Raw genomic sequence first — 20,429 nt, forward strand, 5'->3', positions numbered from 1 at the left:
GTCAGCCGCGCTTGGCCAACACCAGGAAACGGGTCCAGGCCGCCGGGTCGAAGGCGAGCGCCGGACCGGCCGGGTCCTTCGAGTCACGTACGCCGATGACGCCCGCGAGGTTGTCGGCCACCTCGACGCAATCGCCGCCGTTGTTGCCGCTCTTGCTGCTCTTGCGCCACCGAGCGCCGGTCAGGTCCATGATGCTGCCGCTTCTCTGATGAGGCTGAGGGACTGCGCACGCGACAGGGCACCGTCGCGAATGCGTTCCCACCGTCGATCGAGCGTAGCAAGGTCGGCGGCCTTGTCGATGAGCTGCGCTTGCGCCTGGCTGTCGACGTGGGCGACCCGTGCCCCGTCCGGCATCTCGGCCACGGTGAACGGCCCACCGAGGCCCGGGTACATGCCGCCGTCGGCGGGCACCACGAACAGCGACACGTTCGGCAGCGCGGCCTGCTCAGCCAGCCGCTCGCACTGCTCGCGCATCATGGCCCGGTCTCCGTCGAGGGTGCGCCCGCGCGGTCGCACTGCGGCTGCGCTGAGCTCTCACCCCGACAGGTGCCGGGCCCTTATCGACCGGCTCGACGACCTCATCAGCGAGCGGACGAGAGTCACGCCACCAGGATCGGTACGTCGTACTTCTGGATGCGGTCGTCCCGGGTCACCAGGGTCAGCCCTTCGTGCAGGGCCTGCGCGACCAGCATCCGGTCAAAAGGATCCCGGTGGATCGCCGGCAGCCGACCAGCCGCGATGGCGTGATCGTGGCGGATCGTGAGTTCCCGCAGTTCGGCGTCACGGACCCGTTCGGCGAGGTCGGTCGGGCCGGGTAACTTGCCCAGCGACTGTTTGATCGCGATCTCCCACAGCGTGACCGGGCTCAGGTACACGTCGGGTTCGGTGTCGATGCGGTCCTTGATGTCAGTGGCGAGGCCCGGGTCATCGGTCAGCCACCAGAGCACCACATGCGTGTCGAGCAAGAGCCTCATCCGGACAGCCCGAAGCCGCGAGCAACCTCATCGTTGACCTCGTCGGAATCCCAGTCACCGGTGAGGTCCAGCGCACCGCGCAGAGATCCGCGACCGGTGCGTGTCGTACGACGCAGAGGAATGACCTTGGCGACCGGGTTACCCGCCCGGCTGATCACGATCTCCTCGCCGTGCTCGACCCGTTCGATGATGCGTGACAGGTTCGTCTTCGCATCGTGGATGTTGAACTGCGCCGCAGCTTCACCGGCCACCGTGGCACCTCCTTAGCTAAGAGGTTAGCCCGTGGCGCGGCCCGGCAGGGGGAGCGACCCGGGAACGACACAGGCTCCCTCCCGCCGAGGGCGGGAAGGAGCCTGGTGACGTCGCACCCCGTCGCCAATCCCGTCGGCACGACCGGTGACCGATATGGTGGCCGCATGGAATTGCCGTTCGTGGTTGCTCTGCGCGGTTATGACATGCGTCAGGTCGAAAGTCTCTTCGCCGAGGTCGATGGGGCTCTGGCTACTGACAGCGCTGTGGCACGGGCTGCCGCGCGAGACGCGCTGCGGGCGACCACCCTGCGACGGCGGTTACGCGGCTACGACGTCCGGCAGGTGGATGCGGCGATAGACGAGCGACTTCGGGCGCTCTGACCGCAAGCCTTCCTCGGTGTTGACGGCAAAGGCCGCCCCCGCCGAAGCGGGAGCGGCCCTCTATCAGCCGTACGCGATCAGTTGGCGATCATGCGGCGCAGCACGTACTGCAGGATGCCGCCGTGCCGGTAGTAGTCCGCCTCACCGGGGGTGTCGATCCGCACCACGGCGTCGAACTCGACGCCGGTGTCGGTGCTGACCTGCACGGTGCGCGGGGTCTCACCGTCGTTCAGGGCGGTCACCCCGGTGATGGTGAACGTCTCCGTGCCGGTCAGGCCGAGCGACTCGGCGGTGACGTCAACCGGGAACTGCAGCGGCAGCACGCCCATCCCGATGAGGTTGGAGCGGTGGATCCGCTCGTACGACTCGGCGATGACCGCCCGGACGCCCAGCAGCATCGTGCCCTTGGCCGCCCAGTCCCGCGACGAGCCCGAGCCGTACTCCTTGCCGGCCAGCACGACCAGCGGGATGCCGGCCTCCTGGTAGGCCACCGAGGCGTCGTAGATCGAGGTCTGCTCGCCGGTGAGGTGGTTGACGGTGAAGCCGCCCTCCACCCCCGGCACCAGCTGGTTGCGCAACCGGATGTTGGCGAAGGTGCCCCGGATCATCACCTCGTGGTTACCCCGACGGGAACCGTACGAGTTGAACTCGTGGCGCGGCACGCCGTGCTCGGCGAGGTACGTGCCGGCCGGGGAGTCCGCCTTGATCGCGCCGGCCGGCGAGATGTGGTCGGTGGTCACCGAGTCACCCAGCTTGGCCAGCACCCGGGCAGCGGAGATGTCGACGACCGGGCTCGGCTCCTGCTGCATGCCCTCGAAGTACGGGGGCTTCCGCACGTAGGTGGAGTCGCTCTCCCAGGCGAAGGTGTCGCCGGTCGGGGTCGGCAGCGACTGCCACCGCTCGTCGCCGGCGAAGACATCGGCGTACGCGGCGCTGAAACCGGTGGCGCCGATCGCCTGGGCGATGACGTCCTGGATCTCGGCGCTGTTCGGCCAGATCTCGCGCAGGTAGACCGGGTTGCCCTCGGAGTCCTCACCGATCGGCTCGTTGGCCAGGTCGATGTCCATCGTGCCGGCCAGGGCGTAGGCGACCACCAGCGGCGGCGACGCCAGGTAGTTCATCTTGACGTCCGGGTTGATCCGGCCCTCGAAGTTCCGGTTGCCCGAGAGCACCGAGACCACCGACAGGTCGTGCTCGTTGACCGCGGCGGACACCTCCTCGGGCAGCGGGCCCGAGTTGCCGATGCACGTGGTGCAGCCGTAGCCGACCAGGTTGAAGCCGAGCTTGTCCAGGTACGGCGTGAGGCCGGCCCGCTCGTAGTAGTCCATGACGACCTTCGACCCCGGGGCCAGGGTGGTCTTCACCCACGGCTTGCGGGTCAGGCCCTTCTCCACGGCGTTGCGGGCCAGCAGCGCGGCACCGATCATCACCTGCGGGTTGGACGTGTTGGTGCAGGACGTGATCGCGGCGATCACCACGGCGCCGTGGTCCAGCTCGTACTCGACGCCATCAGCGCCGGTGACCCGGATCGGGTGGCTGGCCCGGCCACCCGCGCCGACCGCCGCGGTCTCCAGGTCACGTGGCTCGTCGGCCGGGTCGCTGAACTCGTTGGCCGGCGGGTCGCTGGCCGGGAACGACTCGGCGCTGGCCTCGTCGGCCGGGCCGTTGGCGCCGCGCGGCAGCTCCTCGCGGGGCACGCCCGGCTTGAGGTCACGCTCACCGACGGAGTCGTCGGCCACGTAGTCGGTCAACGCGGAGCGGAACAGCGTCTTCGCGGCGCCCAGCGGCACCCGGTCCTGCGGGCGCTTCGGGCCGGCGAGCGACGGCTCGATGGTGCCGAGGTCCAGCTCCAGGCGCTCCGAGTACTCCGGCTCGTGGTTCGGGTCGTGCCAGAGGCCCTGCTCCTTGGCGTACGCCTCGACGAGCGCGACCTGCGCGGCGTCGCGGCCGGTCAGCTCCAGGTAGCGGATCGTCTCCGCGTCGATCGGGAAGATCGCCACGGTCGAGCCGTACTCCGGGGACATGTTGCCGATGGTGGCCCGGTTGGCCAGCGGCACGGCGCTCACGCCAGGGCCGTAGAACTCGACGAACTTGCCGACCACACCGTGCTTGCGCAGCATCTCGGTGATGGTCAGCACCAGGTCGGTGGCGGTGGTGCCGGCCGGCATCTCGCCGGAAAGCTTGAAGCCCACCACCCGGGGGATCAGCATGCTTACCGGCTGGCCGAGCATCGCGGCCTCGGCCTCGATGCCGCCGACGCCCCAGCCCAGCACACCCAGGCCGTTGACCATCGTGGTGTGCGAGTCGGTGCCGACCACCGTGTCCGGGTACGCCTGGCCGTTACGTTCCATGATCGTGCGGGCCAGGTACTCGATGTTGACCTGGTGCACGATGCCGGTGCCCGGCGGGACGACCTTGAACTCGTTGAACGCGGTCTGACCCCAGCGCAGGAACTGGTAGCGCTCCTTGTTGCGCTCGTACTCCAGCTCGACGTTGCGGGCGAACGCGTCCTCGCGGCCGAACAGGTCGGCGATGACCGAGTGGTCGATGACCAGCTCGGCCGGGGCGAGGGGGTTGACCTTGCTGGCGTCGCCGCCCAGGTCACGGACGGCCTCGCGCATGGTGGCCAGGTCGACCACGCAGGGCACGCCGGTGAAGTCCTGCATGAGGACCCGCGCCGGGGTGAACTGGATCTCCACGCTCGGGGCGGCGGTGGAGTCCCACTCGCCGAGCTGGCGGATGTGGTCGGCGGTGATGTTCGCGCCGTCCTCGGTCCGCAGCAGGTTCTCCAGCAGGATCTTCAGGCTGTACGGCAACCGGGCCTGGCCGTCCACCTTGTCGATCTTGAAAATCTCGTAGCTCGCGTCTCCGACGCGTAGCTGGGTCTTCGCACCGAAGGTGTCGAGGCTCGCCACGTCGTACTCCTTCACACCAGCGACCGTGAGTAGTCCTGAGCAGTCTGTCGCACCGGCCGGGGTGCCGCCGAGGTTAGGTGACACTTACCGCCCGATTCCGCTTCCAACAAAACCGTACGTCCGTCTTGCTATCTGCGCAACCCGGCGTCACGAGCCGGGCAGCCCACGACAGCCCCGCGTCGTCAGGTCGGCGGGGTAGGGTCGGGGCCGATCGGAAGGGGTGCCGAGTGATAGACGTTCAGCACTGGCTCTCGGCGCTGCCTCCGGGCGTGATCTACCTGATCGTCGCCGGAGTGATCGGCGTGGAGAGCATGGGCGTCCCACTGCCCGGCGAGATCGTCCTGGTCAGCTCCGCACTGCTCGCCGCCACCGGCGTGGTGGAGCCGGAGTGGGTGGCCAGCGCGGCGGCGTTCGGCGCCATCGTCGGCGACTCCGTCGGATACGCCGTCGGCCGACGCGGCGGTCGACCGCTGCTCGCCCGGCTGGGCAGACGATTCCCCAAACACCTGGGCCCGGCGCAACTCGCCCGTGCCGAACAGAGCTTCGCGCGGCACGGCGTCTGGGCGGTCTTCTTCGGTCGGTTCGTGGCACTGCTGCGAATCCTGGCCGGGCCACTCGCCGGTGCCCTGCACGTGCCGTACCGCCGCTTCCTGCTGGCGAACGCGGCCGGCGGGCTGGTCTGGGCCTTCGGCACGACGTACCTGCTCTACTCGGTTGGCCGCGCGGCCGAACACTGGCTGAAGGACATCTCCTGGGCCGGGTTGGTCCTCGCGGTGCTCGCCGGGCTCGGCAGCACCTGGTGGCTGCGCCGACGTGCCCACCGCATGGGGGCGCCCGACGGTGCCTCCGGCTTGGCTGCGGCCGAACCGGCTTCCCAGGCTGCTGGGGCGGCTTCTGGCGGTCAGTCGGGTGCGGTGGCCTCCGGCGGTCAGTCGGTCGACGTGGCCCCGGGCGGTTAGTCGGCTGTGGTGGTCGCCATCCGCGTTGAGCCGGTCCGCGCGGGCGAGCGCCGACCTAGGCATGCCGAAGGGCCGGACCCTGGTGGGGGTCCGGCCCTTCGCTTCGTGCGGTGTGGGTGTCAGCTGGTGGCGTAGCCGCGGGTGGCGATCCAGTCGGCGAGGTGCTCGACGCTGATCTGGTAGGCGGCTTGGTTGGGGTCGGCGGAGTCGGCGATGGTGACGGTGTTGCCGTTGTCGTGGTAGCCGACGACGCTGATGTAGTGCCCGCCTTCGTAGGAGTGGCTCACGCCGTCGGTGTCGGTGCTGGTCCCGGCGATGTTCGCGACGACGGCGCGGCCGTCGTCGACGGTCTTGATGATGTCGGCGCGCAGGGTGTCGGTCTGCTTGGCGTCGGCGTCGGGGTTGCTGATTTCAACCGACCGGTAGGCGTTGGTCTTGCCGGTTTCCTTGTTCAGGACGGGGGTGATGTCGTTGATGGAGTTGGTGCCGGCTTCGGTGGTGCCCATTTCCTTGGCCATGTCGTCGACGTTGATGTTCTTGCCCTGCACGGACAGGGCGTTGCGGGTGGCGGCGGGGCCGCAGTAGTAGAAGTTCGGCTGGGCTTCGTAGCGCACACCCAGTTCGCGCTCGCCGTGGCCCTTGCGGTCGGTCTGGGTTTGCGTGGTCGGCTTGCCGGTGCTCGGTGCGGCGAAGGCGGTGGTGACGGGGCCGGCGATCGCGCCGCCGGTGAAGGCGAGCCCAGCGGCGGTCAGGGCGGTCTTACGGATCAGATCGGTACGCATGATGGCGTGCTCCTCTGCATTCGGGGGTGTGCCCGCACCACCTCGGGGGTGTGGTGGTGGTGCGGGAAAGTTCGAGGGGGTGCCCGGCGACCCGCGAAGGGGGTCGGCGTCGGGACAGGGTGCAACGGCCTGCGGCGGCGGGTCATTCCGCTTACCTGCGGGGCCGGCCGGTTGTGCTGCTCGGCCGTGCGGGGGATGTAACCGGGGCGGCGTGGCGGGTGTTCCCGGCGGCTGCCGCGCCCGGCGACTCGACGGGTCGCGGTGGCCTGCCATTTCGACGACTGCGGTGGCCTGCCAGGTATAACGACCCGGCCCGGCCGCCGATTCCGCCGCCGGGGTAGCCCCGACCACCCGACATCCGACGTTAAAACGGGCACATCATGCACCCGGCAATCGGACACGGCGCCCAAGGTGGCGTGATCCACTCGGGTTCCTTGAAAACGCGGTGTCCGGGTGCCGGGGATACCCCGACTTCATGAACCCGAGTCGATCATGTCGGTCTGGGTCGTTTGCGTGTCCCGCCCGACCCGGCCCGGTGGCAGAACGTCTCACGGCCCGGGGTCTGCTCAGCCGCGACGACGCGTTCGGGCCGCAGCGCGAGGACCGGACGTGAGCACATCATCGACCTGACCCGGTTCGTCACGGGTCAGGACCGGACCTGGCTTGCCCGACCGGACACGCACCAGGCCCACCCCAAGATCGTGCTGGATCCAGGAAAGAGGCCCCTCGCCAGAATGAGGAGGCCACTACAACAAGGATCGAGCGCGATCATGCGGGGCCGGAACGGTCAGGTCGCGTCGAGCAGCTCCAGGACGGCGTCGCGGGCAAGTACGGCTGCCTCGGGCTGCGGGCCGGGTTGAGGATGTCGAAGGAGTGCTGACCGGCCGGCACCTCGATCACCCGCATCGGCCAGCCCTGCGCGGTCGCCGCGGGGAGGAACGCGTCGGGTCGGCAGGTGCAGGTCGACGTTGCCGTGTCGTTCGATCGGCGCGGCCGGGGTGGACAGGACGAAGGGCCGTTGTGCGACGGGCGTCGTCACGCCCTCATCGCGTCGATCTTCAAGCTGCCCGACTGCCCCGAGCGAGATCTACAGGGGACGGTCGGTCAGGTTGGGTCGTCGGGCTTCGCGGCGTCGCCGGCCTGGGCGTGCCGCTCCAGCAGCCGCTGCCGGATCTCCTCCGGGGTGTACGCACGCCGACGCCGTTCGGCCCGCGCGATGACCACGCCGGAGGCCGCTACGCCGGCGAGCCCGGCCAGCCCGAGGACCTTCCACCACCGCATTCGTTGCCGCATCGGCCTAGGCTAGACCCTCATGAGCATCAGCCTGGATGAGGCCGTCGAGTTGACCCGCACCGGTGACGTGTGGGTGTTCCGGGGTCGCAGCGTGCCGGACCGGGCGATCCAGTTCACCACCAACAGCCCGGTGAACCACGTCGGAATGGCGGTGGTGCTGGACGACATGCCGCCGCTGATGTGGCACGCGGAGTTGGGCAGGTCGCTGCCGGACCTGTGGTCCGGCACCCACCAGCGCGGCGTCCAACTGCACGACCTGCGGGACGCGGTCTGCGTCTGGGCCAACCGGTACGGCCAACGGGCCTGGCTTCGACAGCTCGACCCGCCGGCCGACGGGGAGATGGAGCAGGCGGTGCTGCGGACGATCGCGCGGCTGGACGGTACGCCGTTCCCGTCGACCGCGCAGTTGGCATGGCGCTGGGTGCGTGGTCGGGTGCCGACGCTGCCGCGCCCCGGCCGGATTCCCGCGCTGCCGCACCTCGGTCGATCGTCGGCGCTGGCACGCCTCGGCCAGCCGACACCTCGACCGACCCCGGCCGACCGCGCCAACCCGGCCGACCGCACCGACCGCGCCAACCCGGCCGACCGCACCGACCGCGCCAACCCGGCCGACCGCGCCAACCCGGCCGACCGCGCCACCCCGGCCGACCGCGCCAACCCGGCCGACCGCGCCAACCCGGCCGACCGCGCCAACCCGGCCGACCGCGCCAACCCGGCCGACCGCGCCAACCCGGCCGACCGCGCCAACGCGGCTGGCCCCGTCAGCTCGGCCCGGTCGGCGGGGGAGCGGGACCGGGCGCTGGAGACGGCGTACTGCGCGGAGGTGGTGGCGGTGACCTATGAGGCCATGGGGTTGCTGCCAGCGGGCCGGCGTCCGAACTGGTACGACCCGGGGCGGTTCTGGAGTGGGGACGACCTTGGTCTGGCCGCCGACGCCCGGTTGGGTTCGGAGATCGAGGTGCGGGTGCCGCCGCGTTGAGGTTTGACCTGGGCGGTGACCGGCAATTGCTGTGACCGTGAACGCGTCCACGGATCTTGATACGTTGGCCGACTTCTTCGACCGGTACGGCGTGGCGTTGACCTCCGGCGATCTGCCGGCCATCGCCGGCTGTTACGCCCTGCCGGGGTTGGTGGTGGCCGACACCTACAGCTTCTCGTTCACCACGCCGGCGGCGGTGGCGCTGTCCTTCGTGGGCGCCGCACCTGACTACCAGAACCGGGAGTTGGTCGCGGCCCACGCCCGGATCGAGGACGTGCAGCCGGTGTCCGCGTTGTTGACGATGGTGGCGGTGGAGTGGGAGTTCCTGGACAGTCGGGGGCAGTCGGTGCCGGGGGAGCGGTACCGCTACCTGCTGCGTACCTCGGATGACGGTCCACGGATCTGCACAGTCGTCCGGACGGGCTGACCCGCCGGGGCCGGTCGGCCCGATCCGTACCCGCCCGGTTCCCGGTCCGTGCGGCGCTGGCTACGCTGTCGCGTCGGTGGGGACGAGGGGAGACCTGATGGCGGTGCGGCCGGATGGTGCGGCAGGTTCGCGGGCGGCGCGGGTGTTGGCGTCGATGCCGTGGATCGTGGTGCTGCTCGGTGTGTGCGCGCTGGTGGTGCTCCTGGTGATCGCGCTGCTGTCGTTCCGGACCAGGGAGCGGGATGCCGCGCCGCAGGCCGCGCCTCCGGCGTTCCTGCCGACCGTGCCGGCGGCCGCGTCGGCCACCGGTGGGCCGACCCCGGCTGCTGTGGAGCGGCGCTCGGTGTCGCCGCGACCGTCGCGCAGCAGTCGGACGCCGTCGCCGCGGGCCACTGTGACCGGCTCGCCGGCTCCGGGGCGGACGAGCGCCCTGATGGCGCCGGCAGCCCCGGCGGACGACACGGTCAGCGCCCGGTACCAGGTCGGTACGAACGGCTGGGACGGGGACGCGGCGGTGCTGTCCATCGCGAACGAGTCGAGTCGGTCGGCGGACTGGCAGGTGGAGCTGACTCTCGATGACGACACGTGGGCTCTGCGAGTAATTGATGACTGGGGCGTCTCGTTGCGGGGGCACGGGCACGGGGAGTTCGTGTTGCGCGGCACCCGTTCGCTCGAACCGGGTGACTCTCGGATGCTGCGGCTGCGCGTCGGCCGGGGTGAGTCGGCGCAGCGACCGCTGAAGTGCACGATCAACGGGGTCGACTGCCGGATCGGCTGAGCTGGAGCCGGGTCAGTGGTGTCGGTGGTACGGCGGGTGTTGCGCCGTCAAGGCTTTCCGGCCCGGGCCGCCGATCGCTACGCTGCGCGGACGGTCCGCTGAAGGAGGTACATGTCCGGCATGCGCCGTTCTCCGCGCCCGCCGCACGGTCCGGCCGCGATCGCATCGTCGCCCTGGATCGTGGTGGGCGCCGGTGTCGTCGTGATGGTGGTCCTGCTCTTCGTGGCGCTGGGCGCGTACCGGGGCCGTAGCCCCGCGCCGGACGGCGCGCGGCTGCCGGCGCTGCCGGTGCCGTCGGCGGTGGTGGCGCCGAGCGTGCCCACGTCGGTGCCGTCTCCGGTGCCGGTGCTGCCGGGGTTGTCCGGGCGCGCGAGCGGGCTGCCGCCGAGCGCCACCGGATCGGGTTCACCGTCGGTCGGGCCGACGGTCGGCGCGACCGGGAGGCCGACGGCGACGCGGTCGCCGAGCCGGGCGGCGCAGGGTCAGCCGGCGATGAGCGGGCGGTACCGGGTGGTGCAGAGCTTCGACGGGGGTTTCATCGGCGAGGTGGCCATGGTCAACGCGTCGGCCCGGAGCCGTGGTTGGACGGTGCGGTTGGAGTTCTCCGGTGGGCGGCTGGTGACCGCCTGGGTGGAGGGCGTTCCACAGGGGACGATCCGCCAGTTCGACGGCGGTTTCACGTACGTCAGCGGGGTTGAGGTGTCGCCCGGGGGCTCGGTGTCGTTGCGGTTCCACATGGAGCGGGCGTCCAGCGCACCACGGGACTGCACGGTGGACGGGGTGCGCTGCACGGGATTTTGAGCGGCGCTTCCGCAAGGATGCTGCTTTGTTGCGACCATGTTTGCAAGGCATTGCAGAATGTTTCGGCAAGGGTTAGCGTGCGGCCAATCAGCGACCAGAGGAAGGCGTCGATGAAACCCACGCCGATACCGCGCACCGCCCTGCTGGCCCTTGCCTCCCTGCTCACCGTCACGCTCGTCGGCGCTCCGGTCGCCGCGCACCCCGCCGCCGCGGGCCCCCGGCCGGCCGACCGCGCTCCACTCGCGATCGGCGGCACGACCCAGTGGCGCGACGAACCCACCGCCGAGGCGCTGTCGAAGGCCGCGGGCAACTCGGCCCGAGCCGAGCAGTTCTACTTCGTCCTGCCGGACCGGTTCGCCAACGGAGACCCCCGCAACGACCGGGGCGACCTCACCGGTGACCGGCTGCGGACCGGCCTCGACCCGACCGACAAGGGCTTCTACCACGGCGGCGACCTCAACGGCGTCATCGACAAACTGGACTACATCCAGGGGATGGGCACCACCGCCATCTGGCTCGCACCGATCTTCAAGAACCGACCGGTGCAGGGTGCCGGCAACGACATCTCGGCCGGCTACCACGGCTACTGGATCACCGACTTCACCCAGGTGGACCCGCACTTCGGCACGATGGACGAGATGAAGCGGCTGGTCAGGCTCGCCCACCAGCGTGGCATCAAGATCTACCTCGACGTGATCGTCAACCACACCGCCGACGTCATCAAGTACGCCGAAGACACGTACGCGTACGTGGACAAGGCGACCTCGCCGTACACCGACGCGCAGGGCCGGGCGTTCGAGGACCGCAACTACGCCGACGGCAGCCGCGCATTCCCACCTGTCGACAAGGAGTCCTTTCCGTACACGCCGACGTTCGCCGAGCCGAGGGACGCGAGCGTCAAGGTCCCGGCCTGGCTGAACGACGCCACCATGTACCACAACCGGGGTGACTCCACCTTCGCCGGCGAGAACAGCGAGTACGGCGACTTCTTCGGCCTCGACGACCTGTGGACCGAGCGTCCCGAGGTGGTCCGGGGCCTCACCAAGGCGTACGGGGACTGGATCGGCGCGACAGGTGTCGACGGGTTCCGGCTGGACACCGTGAAGCACGTCAACATGGACTTCTGGCCGCAGTTCAGCCAGGGCATCGAGCGGGCCGCCGAGAAGGCCGGCAAGAAGGACTTCTTCATGTTCGGCGAGGTGTACAGCGCCGACCCGGAGATCAGCTCCAGCTACGTCCGGCAGGGTGGCCTGCCGGCCACCCTCGACTTCGCCTTCCAGGAGGCCGCACGAGGCTTCACCGCCGGCGCCGGCTCGGCGAAGGCTCTCGCGGACGTGTACGCCCGCGACGACCTCTACGCGGCCCGGGACACCGACGCGGGCCGGATGCCCACCTTCCTCGGCAACCACGACATGGGCCGGATCGGTTCGTTCATCGCCGGTGGTGGCAGCGACCCGGCCAGCCACCTGCGTCGCGACCAGCTCGCGCACCAGTTGATGTTCCTGACCCGTGGCCAGCCGGTGGTCTACTCCGGCGACGAGCAGGGCTTCACCGGTCCGGGCGGGGACAAGGACGCCCGCCAGGACATGTTCGCGTCGAAGGTCCCCGACTACCTCGACGACGACCTGCTCGGCACCGACCGCACCCACGCCAGCGACCAGTTCGACACGGCCCACCCGCTGTACCGGACCATCGCCGACCTGGGCCGGCTGCGCCAGGCGCACCCGGCGCTGCGCGACGGTGTGCAGGTCACCCGGTACGCGGCCGACGGGCCGGGCGTCTTCGCCGCCTCCCGGATCGCCCCGACCGACCGCACCGAGTACGTGGTGGCCGTGAACAACGCCGACACCGCGCAGACTGTCACCGTGGACACCTGGTCGGCCGGCGCCACCTTCACCGGCATCTTCGGCAGCTCAGGCGACGAACAGGCCGGCGGCGCATGCTGCGCCGGAGCGCCCCCGGCCCGTTCGAGCGCAAAAGCCGGCGGTGACGGCGAACTGACCCTCACCGTGCCGCCGTTGTCGGCGGCCGTGTACCGGGCCGACAGCCCCATCGCGCCGGCGGCCGACAAGCCGACCATCACCATCACCAGCCCGGTTCCGGACGCGCCGGTCGCCACCCGGGCGGCGGTCACCGCCCGGGTGGCCGGCGACCCACTGGCCACCGTCACCGTCGCGGCCCGGGTGGCCGGCGGCCGGTGGACGCTGCTGGGCAGCGCCGACCACGCCCCGTACACCGTGCAGCACGACCTGACCGGCCTGGCCGGGGGCACCCCTGTCGAGTACAAGGCGGTGGTCTGCGACGGCCGGGGCCGCACCGCCACCGCCCGGTCCACCGCGACCGTGGGCACCCCGGCGCAGGGCAGCTCCCGGGAGTGGGCGGTGGTGCACTACCAGCGCCCCGCCGGGGGGTACGACGACTGGGGCTTGTACGCCTGGGGGGACGTCGACCCGGCGTACGTCACCGAGTGGCCGAAGGGCCAGCCGTTCGCCGGTGAGGACTCCTACGGTCGGTTCGCCTGGGTGAAACTCAAGCCGGGCGCGACGTCGGTGAACTTCCTGGTTGTCGACAAGGCTGGTACGAAGGACGTCGCCCAGGACCGCGGCATCGACGTCACCCGGACCGGCGAGATCTGGCTCAAGCAGGGCGACCCGGCGATCTACCCGAGCAGGCAGGCGGCCACCGGCGAGCCGGATCCGCCTGTCGAGGAGGGCACCGCCGTGCTGCACTACCGGCGGGCCGACGGCAACTACGACGGCTGGGGCCTGCACGTGTGGGACGGCGCGGCCAATCCGACCGAGTGGTCCGCGCCGCTGAAGCCCACAAGGACCGACGCGTTCGGGGCGGTGTTCCGGGTGCCGCTGGCGGCCGGCGCCACCGGCCTGAACTACATCATCCACCAGGGCGACACCAAGGACCTGCCCGCCGACCAGCGGCTCGACGTCGCCAGCGCCGGCCGGGAGGTGTGGCTGCTCGCCGCCACACCGGGCCGCCTGCTGCCGTCGACGGCCACCACCGCCAGCGGGGACACCGACATCAGCAAGCAGAAGGCGCACTGGATCGACAGGTCCACCGTGGCGTGGCAGACACCCCCGACCGACGGCAAGACGTACGCGCTGGTCGCCGCGCCGGCCGGCGGGGTCAGCGTGGTCGACGGCGAGCTGACCGGGACGTACACCACGTTTCCGTTGCGGGCGCAGCGCAACGGGCTGACCGAGGCCCAACGCGACAGGTTCCCACACCTGTGGTCGTACCGTAGCTTCGCTCTGGATCGGGCGGACCTGGCCAAGGTCCCGGCGGTGCTGCGGGGGCAGCTGCTGGTCACCGAGCGCGACGCCGAGGGTGCGCTGCTCGCCGCGACCGGCGTGCAGATCCCCGGCGTGCTCGACGACGTGTACTCCCGCGCGGCCGACGCCACCCTCGGGCCCACGTTCGTGGGCCGGACGCCGAGCCTCGCGCTGTGGGCGCCGACCGCCCGGAGCGTGCGCCTGCAGCTGTTCGACTCGCCCACCGCCGCCCCGAAGACAGTGTCGATGCGCCGCGACGACCGCACCGGCGTCTGGTCGGTGCGCGGCGACCACACCTGGACCGGGAAGTTCTACAGGTACGAGGTGCGGGCGTGGCAGCCGGCGGCGCAGAAGGTGGTCACCGCGTCGGTCACCGACCCCTACTCGGTGGCCCTCGCCGCGGACTCCACGCACAGCCAGCTCGTCGACCTGAACGACGCGGCGCTGGCCCCTTCCGGATGGCGCACGCTGCGCAAGCCGGCGCCGGTGCCGCCCGCGAAGGCGCAGATCACCGAGCTGTCCGTGCGGGACTTCTCCATCGCCGACGACACCGTGCCGGCCGAGCGGCGGGGGACGTTCCTCGCGTTCGCCGACCCGGGAACCGCCGGCATGACCCACCTGCGTGCGCTCGGCGACGCCGGGGTCACCCACCTGCATCTGCTGCCGGCGTTCGACTTCGCGACGATCCCCGAGAAGCGGGCCGACCAGCGCCAGCCGACCTGCGACCTGGCGGCGCTTCCGCCGGACTCGGCCGAGCAGCAGGCGTGCGTGGCGGCGGTCGCCGACACCGACGGCTACAACTGGGGGTACGACCCGCTGCACTACACCGTGCCGGAGGGCGGCTACGCCGTCGACCCGGTCGGCGCGGCGCGGACCACCGAGTTCCGGCGGATGGTCGCCGGGGCGAACGACGCCGGGCTGCGGGTGGTCATGGACGTGGTCTACAACCACACGGCGACGGCCGGCGCCGACCCGAAGTCGGTGCTCGACCAGATCGTGCCCGGCTACTACCACCGGCTGCTGGGGGACGGCGCGGTGGCCGACTCCACCTGCTGCGCCAACACCGCTCCCGAGCACGCCATGATGGGCAAGCTGGTGGTCGACTCGCTTGTCACCTGGGCCCGGCAGTACAAGGTGGACGGTTTCCGCTTCGACCTGATGGGCCACCACCCGAAGGCGAACGTCCTGGCCGTCCGTGCGGCACTGGACCGGTTGACAGTCGCCCGCGACGGCGTGGACGGCCGGGCGATCCTGCTCTACGGCGAGGGCTGGAACTTCGGCGAGGTCGCCAACGACGCCCGTTTCGTCCAGGCCACCCAGGCCAACATGGCCGGCACCGGCATCGGCACCTTCAACGACCGGCTGCGCGACGCGGTGCGCGGCGGCGGACCGTTCGACGCCAACCCACGGGTGCAGGGTTTCGCCTCCGGGCTCTACACCGACCCGAACGGCGACGACATCAACGGGTCACCGGCCGAGCAGAAGGCCCGGCTGCTGCACGCCCAGGACCTGATCAAGGTCGGGCTCACCGGCAACCTGCGCGGCTACCGGTTCACCGACACCGCCGGGCGGCAGGTCACCGGGGCGCAGGTGGACTACAACGGCTCCCCGGCCGGCTACACCGCCGCACCGGGGGAGGCCGTCACCTACGTCGACGCGCACGACAACGAGATCCTGTACGACGCGTTGGCGTACAAACTGCCGCAGGCCACCACGGCGGCCGACCGCTCCCGGATGCAGGTGCTGGCGCTGGGCACTGTGGTGCTGGGCCAGGGCACCGGGTTCGTCACCGCCGGCACCGAACGGCTGCGGTCGAAGTCGCTGGACCGCAACTCGTACGACTCCGGTGACTGGTTCAACCAGATCCGCTGGGACTGTGAACGGGGCAACGGATTCGGGTCCGGTCTGCCGCCCGCGCCCGACAACGAGGACAAGTGGTCGTACGCGAAGCCGCTGCTTGCCGACCCGGCGCTGGTGCCCGACTGCACGGCGATCAACACCACCGACGCCCGGTACGCCGAGTTGCTACGCATCCGGGCGTCGTCACCGGTGTTCGGGCTGGCCACCGCCGCGCAGGTGCAGCAGCGGGTCGCGTTCCCGCTGTCCGGTGCGCAGGAGACGCCGGGTGTGCTGACCATGACCCTGGACGCCCGGGGGCTGGGCGGGCCGTGGAAGTCGCTGACCGTGGTCTTCAACGGCACCCCGTCGGCGGCCACCCAGACGGTGCCTGGACTGCGCGGAGCGGACGTGACACTGCACCCGGTGCTTGTCGACTCGGCCGACCCGGTGCTGCGTACCGCCTCGTTCGACCGGGCGGCCGGCGCGTTCACCGTACCGGCGCGCAGCGTGGCGGTCTTCGTCCAGACGTGACATGGACCGGCCCCCCTCCGCGTCTCGCGGAAGGGGGCCGGCTCGTTGGTGCTCTGCTATCTCGTCACCCGAAGGGTGATCAGGCGAAGCAGTTCTCGATGGTGCCGCCCGGGATGGCCAGGCAGTTGGTCGGACGGTTCGCGGTGATCGCGGACTTGTCGTCCACGTTCACGTCTCCGAAGAAGCTGAAGACACCGCCCGGCTCGAAGGTGGAGAAGTTGTGGGCGACATTCGTCTTCGACAGGTTGACCTCGCCGAAGATGTTGAAGATGCCGCCACCGACCCCGATCGGGCCCACGGCCCGGTTGCCGACAACCTCGCTGTCGCGCAGCGTGGTGACGCTGCCGGCGTTGAAGAGCCCGCCGCCGAAGAAGCCGGCGGTGTTGTCCTTGATGCTGCTCTTCTCGAACGTGGCCACGCTGTCGAAGGCGATGGCCACACCGCCACCGACACCGGCGGTGCTGTTCTTCTCGACCCACACGTTGTGCAGGTTCAGCTGGCTGTCCGCCGCAGCGATACCGCCGCCGGCGAGAACCGCGGTGTTGGAGACGAACTTGGTCTCGTACGCCGTGGTGTTGCCCTCGATGTCGAGGTAGCCGCCACCGAAGCCCAGCGTCTCGTTGTCGGTGATCTCGGCCTTCTTGAGCTCGACCGTTCCGCCGTCGACGTCGTCGGCGAAGATCCGCGCGGCACCGTTGGAGATACCGCCGCCACCGATGACTGCGGTGTTGTCCGTGATCTTCGACTCCTCGACCTTGAGCAGGCCGGCGTTGAAGACGCCGCCACCGAAGAAGAAGGCGGTGTTACGGGTGACCGTGCTGTGCCAGATCTTCGTGGTGCCGAAGTTGGCCACACCACCACCGTTGCCGCCCGACTGGTTCAGGACGACCTCGGACTCCAGGATCTCGGCGGTGCCACCCGGCTGGACCAGGATGCCGGCGCCGTCGTTCTCCTCCGGCTCCTCGACGAGCGGCGTGACGACGCCCGGCTTGGCCTTCGGGGTGACCTTCGGCGCGGCCTTCAGGCCGGCCTTCGGGTTGGCCTGCCGCGCGGTGAGCGCCTGGGCCAACGGGGTGCCCGCCTTCACCTGCGCGGCGAGCGCCTCGGAGTCGGAGTAGGCGGCCCAGACCGCGGCCGGCTCGACACCGTTCTCCAGTTCGAGGGTCTGGCCACCCTTGATGGTCAGGCCCTTGATGGTGAGGTGGCCACCGGCGCCGACGTTGAGGATGCGGAAGTAGTCCGCCGTGGCTTCCCGGGAGATCGTGGTGTGCTCACCCTTGAGCGTGATCCGCTCGGTGATCACCGGGAGGCCGTTGCCCTCGTAGTCGTTGCGGGACAGGTTGTAGGTGCAGCCCTTGGCCAGCTCCAGCACACCGCCGTGCTTGTTGTTGGCGAACACGATCGCCTGAATCAGCTTGTCGGTGTCGCAGGGCACCTCCTTCCCGCGCTCGTGGTCCTTGTCCTTGTCCCGGTCCTTGTCCTTGTCCCGGTCCTTGTTCCGGTCCTCGTCCTTGTCCCAGTCGCGCGCCTCGTCACCCCGCTGGTCACCGTCCTTGCTGACCTGCGCGGTGTTCCAGTTCAGGCCGACCGCTCCGGCGCTGCCCGCGACGCCCACCGCCGCGAGACTGATCACGCCCGTCAAACCGGCCACGCCACTGGCGAGCCAGAGCTTGCGGCGGCGCTTGGCCGTCGCCCGCCCGGAGGCTTCGTTGTTCGTTAGGTAGTTGGACATCGGAGCTCTCTGCCCTCTCCTCGTACCAGACAGGGTCGCCGCCGTCAGACGGGTGTCCCCTGCTACAAATCGGTTGTAGCTCCCAAAACCACCGTATGAGAAGGTTCCTCGCCTCGCGGGCTTATCCGAGAGAAGCCCACATTCGGTTCATGTTGCCCCCAGCGGGGCCTGCATCGACACACCGGCACCCAAGCCGGCCTGGACGCGCCTGACCTGCCCAAACGGGTACGCCCCTCCGAGCCGTGACGGCTCGGAGGGGCGTTTTATGTGGTTCGGCCCCACCCGATCAGGCGAAGCAGTCGGAAACGTTGAAGCAGTTGGTCGGGCGGTTGGCGGTGACCGCGGACTCGTCGTCGAGTGTCACAGTGCCGCCGATGCTGTTGAAGATGCCGCCCGGTTCGAGGGTGGAGAAGTTGTACGCCACAGTCGTGCGATGGAGCGTGACCTCGCTCCCCTCGTCGTTGACGATCCCGCCGCCGCGGGCGAACGGGCCAACGGCCCGGTTGCCCACCACCTCGCTGTCGCGCAGCGTGGTGACGCCGTCTTCGTTGAAGAGGCCGCCGCCGCCGGAGCCCACGGTGTTGTCCTTGATCTTGCTGTTCTCGATCGTCGCGACGCTGTCGGAGGTCACGAACACGCCGCCACCGTCGCGAGCGGCGCTGTTCTTGACCACCGTGGCGTCCTTGATGGTGAGCTGGCTGTCCGCCACCGCGACGCCACCACCGTCGAGCACCGCGTTGTTGTCACCGACAGTCGTCTGGTGCAACGTCGTGGTGCCCTCGACATCCAGCACGCCGCCGCCGAAGCCGAGCGTCTCGTTGTCGGTGACCTCGCTCTTGTAGACCCAGATCGAACCGCCCACAACGCCCTCGCTGCGAATCGCCGGCGCGCCGTTGGAGATGCCACCGCCACCGATGATTCCGGTGTTGTCCTTGATCTTCGACTCGTCGACCTGGAGTACGCCGGCGTTGAAGATGCCGCCGCCGACGAAGAAGGCGGTGTTGTGCGCGACAGTCGTCTTGCTGAGCCTGGTGCTGCCGAAGTTGGCCAACCCGCCGCCGTTGCCACCGGACTGGTTGTAGAGCAACTCGCTGTCCAGGATCTCGGCGCGACCACCGGGCTGCACCAGCACCCCGGCGCCGTCGGTGAACCCAGGCTCCTCCACCAGCGGCGTCACCGCCGGCCCGGCACCCGCCGCGGCTACCGGCTTGGCTGCGGCGGTCTTGGTGGCTGTTGTTGCGGCCTTGGTTGCTGCCGCCGGGGCCTTGGCTGGCGCGGCCTTCGGCGCTGCCTTGGCGGGTGCTGTCTTGGCGGTGGCCTGGACCGCCTTGGCGGAGGCCTTGACCGCTGCCTTGGCGGGTGCCGCCTGGGCCGCGGGCTTGGCGGCCGTCGAGTTGGCTGCGGTTGCGGCGGGCTTCGCCGCTGTCGCCGCCGCCTTGGCGCCGGGTGCGGCTGTGGTCGCCGGCCTGGCCACGGTCGATGGGACCACGTCCGAGTACGGCGCCCAGACCGTCGCCGGATCGGCGGTTATCGGGGACTGAAGGGTCTGGCCACCCCTGATGCTCAGGCCCTTCAGGGTGAGGTACCCGCCGGCGCCAACATTGAGGATGCGGAAGTAGTCGGCCGTGGCCTCCCGGCCGATGGTGGTGTGCTCACCCTTGAGGGTGATGTGCTCGGTGATCACCGGAAGGCCGTCGCCGTCCTGGTTGCGAGTCAGGGTGTAGGTGCAGCCCCTGGCCAGCTCCAGCACGCCGCCGTCCTCGCTGTTGGCGAACGTGATCGCCTGGATCAGCCTGTCGGAGTCGCACGGGACCTGCTTGGTGCGGTCCTTGCCGTCCTTGTCGTGCTTGCTGTCCTTGCCTTCCGTGCCGTCCTTGCTCGACCGGTCGTCGAAGCCGCTCCAGTCGTCGCCGCTCCACTCGTCGTCCTGACCGCCGTCGTCCTTGGCGCCGCCCTTGTCCGCGCCGCCGTCGTCGCTGACGTTCTGCCGGTTGGTCGACGGCTGCGCGTCCGACACCTGGTCGGACTTCGGCTTGTCGTCCCGAGCGGCGACGCCGCCGAGGGCCGCAAGGCCGACCACCCCGGTCAGCCCGGCCACGCCGGCGACCCAGAGCGCACGCCTTCGCCGTGTCGGCGGAGCTGCCGAGGCCCCGCCGTCGGTACTCGTTACGTCGTTGGACATCAGAGCCTTCCGCCCTTTCCTGCTACCAGACGGGATCGCACCGCCCGAGGCGCCACGACCAGCTACAAATGGGTTGTAGCCTCCGATTCTCACCGTATGAGAACCATCTTCGCGATGCGGACGTATCCGAGATAACCACGCATTTGGCGCAGGTCAGGTGAGGGCGGCCAACCGGCCTGTGCCGGCCAAAAAAGATCCACTCGGATTACTTGAAAGCGCGGTGTCCGAGTGGTCGGGACAGCGCGACTTCAAGGAACCCGAGTGGATCACGGGGCGAGGCTTGACCCGCCAACCCTCGGGCGAGGGCCGGGCTGGCCC

15 protein-coding genes and 2 pseudogenes are annotated in these 20,429 nt (G+C 70.2%); 7 read left to right on the forward strand and 10 right to left on the reverse strand.

Annotated features, from left to right (window positions below; all coding sequences use genetic code 11):
- Nucleotide 1: 1 nt before the first annotated feature.
- The 4 genes and pseudogenes from ACLQ3B_RS03455 to ACLQ3B_RS03470 form a co-directional block, all read right to left on the reverse strand.
- Complete coding sequence (locus ACLQ3B_RS03455; RefSeq protein WP_238688187.1) at nt 2–190, reverse strand: DUF397 domain-containing protein; 189 nt, start codon at nt 188–190, stop codon at nt 2–4.
- Nucleotides 181–501 (reverse strand): annotated as a pseudogene (locus ACLQ3B_RS03460) (Scr1 family TA system antitoxin-like transcriptional regulator); the annotation flags it as partial. The pseudogene ACLQ3B_RS03460 and the gene ACLQ3B_RS03455, both read right to left, overlap by 10 nt.
- 98 nt (nt 502–599) lie before the next feature.
- On the reverse strand, nt 600–974 hold the full coding sequence (locus tag ACLQ3B_RS03465; protein ID WP_425777242.1) for a type II toxin-antitoxin system VapC family toxin: 375 nt from the start codon (nt 972–974) through the stop codon (nt 600–602).
- Nucleotides 971–1,225 (reverse strand): type II toxin-antitoxin system Phd/YefM family antitoxin, encoded by a 255-nt coding sequence (locus tag ACLQ3B_RS03470; RefSeq protein WP_425777244.1) that lies wholly within the window; start codon nt 1,223–1,225, stop codon nt 971–973. Before ACLQ3B_RS03470 ends, ACLQ3B_RS03465 begins: the two co-directional genes overlap by 4 nt.
- A gap of 165 nt (nt 1,226–1,390) precedes the next feature.
- On the opposite strand from ACLQ3B_RS03470, the gene ACLQ3B_RS03475 reads away from it, so the two are divergent.
- Complete coding sequence (locus tag ACLQ3B_RS03475; RefSeq protein WP_425777246.1) at nt 1,391–1,606, forward strand: hypothetical protein; 216 nt, start codon at nt 1,391–1,393, stop codon at nt 1,604–1,606.
- Between the two features lie 77 nt (nt 1,607–1,683).
- Here the strand turns inward: ACLQ3B_RS03475 and ACLQ3B_RS03480 are convergent, their stop codons facing one another.
- A complete protein-coding gene (locus ACLQ3B_RS03480; RefSeq protein ID WP_425777247.1) occupies nt 1,684–4,536 on the reverse strand; it encodes an aconitate hydratase in 2,853 nt (950 codons plus the stop codon).
- 212 nt (nt 4,537–4,748) lie between these two features.
- On the opposite strand from ACLQ3B_RS03480, the gene ACLQ3B_RS03485 reads away from it, so the two are divergent.
- Nucleotides 4,749–5,480, forward strand: coding sequence for a DedA family protein (locus ACLQ3B_RS03485; protein ID WP_425777249.1), 732 nt, complete (start codon nt 4,749–4,751; stop codon nt 5,478–5,480).
- Between the two features lie 119 nt (nt 5,481–5,599).
- Here ACLQ3B_RS03485 and ACLQ3B_RS03490 read toward each other — a convergent pair whose 3' ends face one another.
- The 3 genes from ACLQ3B_RS03490 to ACLQ3B_RS03500 form a co-directional block, all read right to left on the reverse strand.
- Complete coding sequence (locus tag ACLQ3B_RS03490) at nt 5,600–6,262, reverse strand: C39 family peptidase (protein ID WP_425777250.1); 663 nt, start codon at nt 6,260–6,262, stop codon at nt 5,600–5,602.
- Nucleotides 6,263–7,049: 787 nt separating this feature from the next.
- Nucleotides 7,050–7,301, reverse strand: coding sequence for a hypothetical protein (locus tag ACLQ3B_RS03495; protein WP_425777252.1), 252 nt, complete (start codon nt 7,299–7,301; stop codon nt 7,050–7,052).
- A 65-nt stretch (nt 7,302–7,366) separates the two neighbouring features.
- The gene (locus ACLQ3B_RS03500; protein ID WP_425778070.1) at nt 7,367–7,555 is read right to left on the reverse strand and encodes a hypothetical protein; all 189 of its coding nucleotides are present in this window, start codon (nt 7,553–7,555) and stop codon (nt 7,367–7,369) included.
- A gap of 19 nt (nt 7,556–7,574) precedes the next feature.
- On the opposite strand from ACLQ3B_RS03500, the pseudogene ACLQ3B_RS03505 reads away from it, so the two are divergent.
- The 5 genes and pseudogenes from ACLQ3B_RS03505 to pulA all read left to right on the forward strand — a co-directional run.
- Nucleotides 7,575–8,009, forward strand: a pseudogene (locus tag ACLQ3B_RS03505) (hypothetical protein); the annotation flags it as partial.
- A gap of 562 nt (nt 8,010–8,571) precedes the next feature.
- On the forward strand, nt 8,572–8,961 hold the full coding sequence (locus ACLQ3B_RS03510; RefSeq protein ID WP_425777254.1) for a hypothetical protein: 390 nt from the start codon (nt 8,572–8,574) through the stop codon (nt 8,959–8,961).
- Nucleotides 8,962–9,058: 97 nt separating this feature from the next.
- Nucleotides 9,059–9,739 carry a hypothetical protein gene (locus ACLQ3B_RS03515; protein WP_425777256.1) on the forward strand — a complete coding sequence of 227 codons (681 nt, stop codon included), beginning with the start codon at nt 9,059–9,061 and terminating at the stop codon, nt 9,737–9,739.
- Between the two features lie 120 nt (nt 9,740–9,859).
- Nucleotides 9,860–10,540 (forward strand): cellulose binding domain-containing protein, encoded by a 681-nt coding sequence (locus ACLQ3B_RS03520; protein WP_425777258.1) that lies wholly within the window; start codon nt 9,860–9,862, stop codon nt 10,538–10,540.
- A gap of 110 nt (nt 10,541–10,650) precedes the next feature.
- Complete coding sequence (pulA, locus tag ACLQ3B_RS03525) at nt 10,651–16,197, forward strand: pullulanase-type alpha-1,6-glucosidase (protein ID WP_425777260.1); 5,547 nt, start codon at nt 10,651–10,653, stop codon at nt 16,195–16,197.
- Nucleotides 16,198–16,276: 79 nt separating this feature from the next.
- Here pulA and ACLQ3B_RS03530 read toward each other — a convergent pair whose 3' ends face one another.
- Nucleotides 16,277–17,929: a hypothetical protein gene (locus ACLQ3B_RS03530; RefSeq protein ID WP_425777262.1), complete on the reverse strand. Its 1,653-nt coding sequence runs from the start codon at nt 17,927–17,929 to the stop codon at nt 16,277–16,279.
- 286 nt (nt 17,930–18,215) lie between these two features.
- Entirely contained in the window at nt 18,216–20,111 is a 1,896-nt protein-coding gene (locus tag ACLQ3B_RS03535) for a hypothetical protein (RefSeq protein WP_425777264.1), read from the reverse strand.
- Between the last annotated feature and the right edge of the window lie 318 nt (nt 20,112–20,429).

Origin of the sequence: Micromonospora sp. DT53, from assembly GCF_049841535.1 — a bacterium.
Classification (GTDB): domain Bacteria; phylum Actinomycetota; class Actinomycetes; order Mycobacteriales; family Micromonosporaceae; genus Micromonospora.

Coding starts and splice junctions, on each gene's coding strand:
- ACLQ3B_RS03500 (WP_425778070.1), bottom strand. CDS start 7,555: ATGCGGCAACGAATGCGGTGGTGGAAGGTCCTCGGGCTGGCCGGGCTC.
- ACLQ3B_RS03515 (WP_425777256.1), top strand. CDS start 9,059: ATGGCGGTGCGGCCGGATGGTGCGGCAGGTTCGCGGGCGGCGCGGGTG.
- pulA (WP_425777260.1), top strand. CDS start 10,651: ATGAAACCCACGCCGATACCGCGCACCGCCCTGCTGGCCCTTGCCTCC.
- ACLQ3B_RS03520 (WP_425777258.1), top strand. CDS start 9,860: ATGCGCCGTTCTCCGCGCCCGCCGCACGGTCCGGCCGCGATCGCATCG.
- ACLQ3B_RS03490 (WP_425777250.1), bottom strand. CDS start 6,262: ATGCGTACCGATCTGATCCGTAAGACCGCCCTGACCGCCGCTGGGCTC.
- ACLQ3B_RS03455 (WP_238688187.1), bottom strand. CDS start 190: ATGGACCTGACCGGCGCTCGGTGGCGCAAGAGCAGCAAGAGCGGCAAC.
- ACLQ3B_RS03465 (WP_425777242.1), bottom strand. CDS start 974: ATGAGGCTCTTGCTCGACACGCATGTGGTGCTCTGGTGGCTGACCGAT.
- ACLQ3B_RS03530 (WP_425777262.1), bottom strand. CDS start 17,929: ATGTCCAACTACCTAACGAACAACGAAGCCTCCGGGCGGGCGACGGCC.
- ACLQ3B_RS03475 (WP_425777246.1), top strand. CDS start 1,391: ATGGAATTGCCGTTCGTGGTTGCTCTGCGCGGTTATGACATGCGTCAG.
- ACLQ3B_RS03535 (WP_425777264.1), bottom strand. CDS start 20,111: ATGTCCAACGACGTAACGAGTACCGACGGCGGGGCCTCGGCAGCTCCG.